General features: G+C 66.7%; 1 protein-coding gene. It reads right to left on the reverse strand.

Annotated features, from left to right (window positions below; genetic code table 11):
* A partial coding sequence (locus DFQ15_RS16755) for a type I secretion system permease/ATPase (RefSeq protein WP_110467044.1) occupies nucleotides 1-2,101 on the reverse strand: 2,101 nt, incomplete at both ends.

Here is a 2,101-nt window from a genome sequence, read left to right on the forward strand (position 1 = left end):
GTGTTGCGTGGCTTCCGTCCTGCATGCGCCAGAGGTGGGCGTACAGGCCCTGGGGCCGCTGCGCGAGCGCGTCGTGCGACCCGGCCTCTACGATCCGGCCCTTGTCCATCACGATGATGCGATGGGCGTGGCGCACGGCGCTCAGGCGGTGGGCGATGATCAGGACGGTGCGGCCCTTGCAGATCTGGGCCATGTTGCGCTGGACGATGGCTTCGCTCTCGTAGTCGAGCGCGCTGGTGGCCTCGTCCAGGATCAGGATGCGGGGGTTGGTGAACAGCGCGCGCGCGATGGCCACGCGCTGGCGCTGTCCGCCCGACAGGCTGGCGCCTTGCTCGCCCACCAGGGTGTCGTAGCCTTCGGGCAGTTCGCTGATGAAGTCGTGGGCGCCGGCCAGGCGCGCCGCGTGCACCACCGCGTCGATGGGCGCGGCCGGGTCGGCGATCGCGATGTTCTCGCGCACGCTGCGGTTGAACAGCAGGTTCTCCTGCAGCACCACGCCCACCTGGCGGCGCAGCTGGGCGGCGTCGATCAAACCGATGTCGATGCCGTCGACCAGGATGCGGCCCTGTTCGGGCGCGTAGAGCCGCTGGACGAGCTTGGTCAGGGTGCTCTTGCCGGAGCCGGAGCGCCCGACGATGCCGATGACCTCGCCGGGTTCGACGTCCAGGCCGACGCCGCACAGCACGGGCGATGCCTCGGGGCGGTAGCGGAAGTGCACCCCGTCGAGCGTGATGCGGCCGCGGATCGGGGGGAGCTGGGCGGCGCTCGACGGCAGCACCTCGGTGCGGGTATTGAGGATGTCGCCCAGGCGGGCCATCGAGATGCCGGTTTGCTGGAAATCGGTCCAGAGCTGGGCCATGCGCATGATCGGCTGGGCCACGCGCTGCGCGAACATGTTGAAGGCGACGAACTGGCCGACGGTGAGCTGGTTGTCCATGACCAGGTGGGCGCCGTACCAGAGCGTCGCCGCATTGACCAGCTTGCCGACGAGGGCGACGCCCTCGTGCGCCCAAGAGGCGATGTTCTGGGTCTTGAAGCTGGCGCTGACGTAGGCGGCGAGCTGGTTGTCCCAGCGCCGGGCGAAGGTCGGCTCCAGCGCGCTCGCCTTGACGGTCTGGATGCCGGTGACCGTCTCGACCAGCATGGCCTGGTTCTCGGCACCGCGGGCGAACTTGTGGTCCAGGCGCCTGCGCAAAATGGGCACGATGGCCAGGCTCAGGCCGAAGTACAGCGGCAGGCTCACGAGGACGATGAGTGTGAGCGGCACGCTGTAGAACAGCATGACGGCGATGAAGATCACCGAAAACAGAACGTCGAGCACCACGGTGAGCGCATTGCCGGTCAGGAAGTTGCGGATGTTCTCCAGCTCCCGCATCCTGGCGACCGAGTCGCCCACCCGCCGCGCCTGGAAATAGGCCAGCGGTAGCTGCACCAGATGGCGGAACAGCCGGGCGCCGAGTTCGACGTCGATGCGGTTGGTGGTGTGGCTGAACACATAAGCGCGCAGGCCGCTGAGCAGGCTCTCGAAGACGACAACCACGACGAGTCCGATGACCAGCACGTCCAGGGTCGTGACCCCGTGGTGCACCAGTACCTTGTCCATGACCACCTGAAAGAACAGCGGGCTGATCAGGGCGAACAGCTGCAGCATGAAGGAGATCAGCAATACCTCGCCCAGCAGCTTGCGGTGTTTGACCAAGCTGGGAATGAACCAGCTGAAATCGAATTTGGCGAATTCGCCCGCGAGTGCGGCGCGGCTGGTGATCAATATGAGCTGGCCGGTCCAGCGCGCGATAAAGACATCCATCGGCTCGATGGCCGGCCGGCTGCCCGCATGGCCGGTTTGCAGCAGTACCCGGTTCGCATCGCATTGCGCCAGTACCGCGAAGTCCGGATAACCGCTCCCGGACGATGGCTGCATCAGCGCGATGGCGGGTAATGGGGTCTGGAGCAGGCGTTCCTGCGTCGTGCGCACCAGGCGGGCCTTGAGGCCCAGGTGCTTCGCAGCCCGCAGCATGTCCGAGGACGACAGCTCGCCGGAAGGGAGAAAGCCCATCTGGTGGGCGAGCGTTGCAGGGTCGGCTGCTATCTGGTGAATGCG

The organism is Xylophilus ampelinus (assembly GCF_003217575.1).
In the GTDB taxonomy this organism is placed as follows: Bacteria; Pseudomonadota; Gammaproteobacteria; order Burkholderiales; family Burkholderiaceae_C; genus Xylophilus; species Xylophilus ampelinus.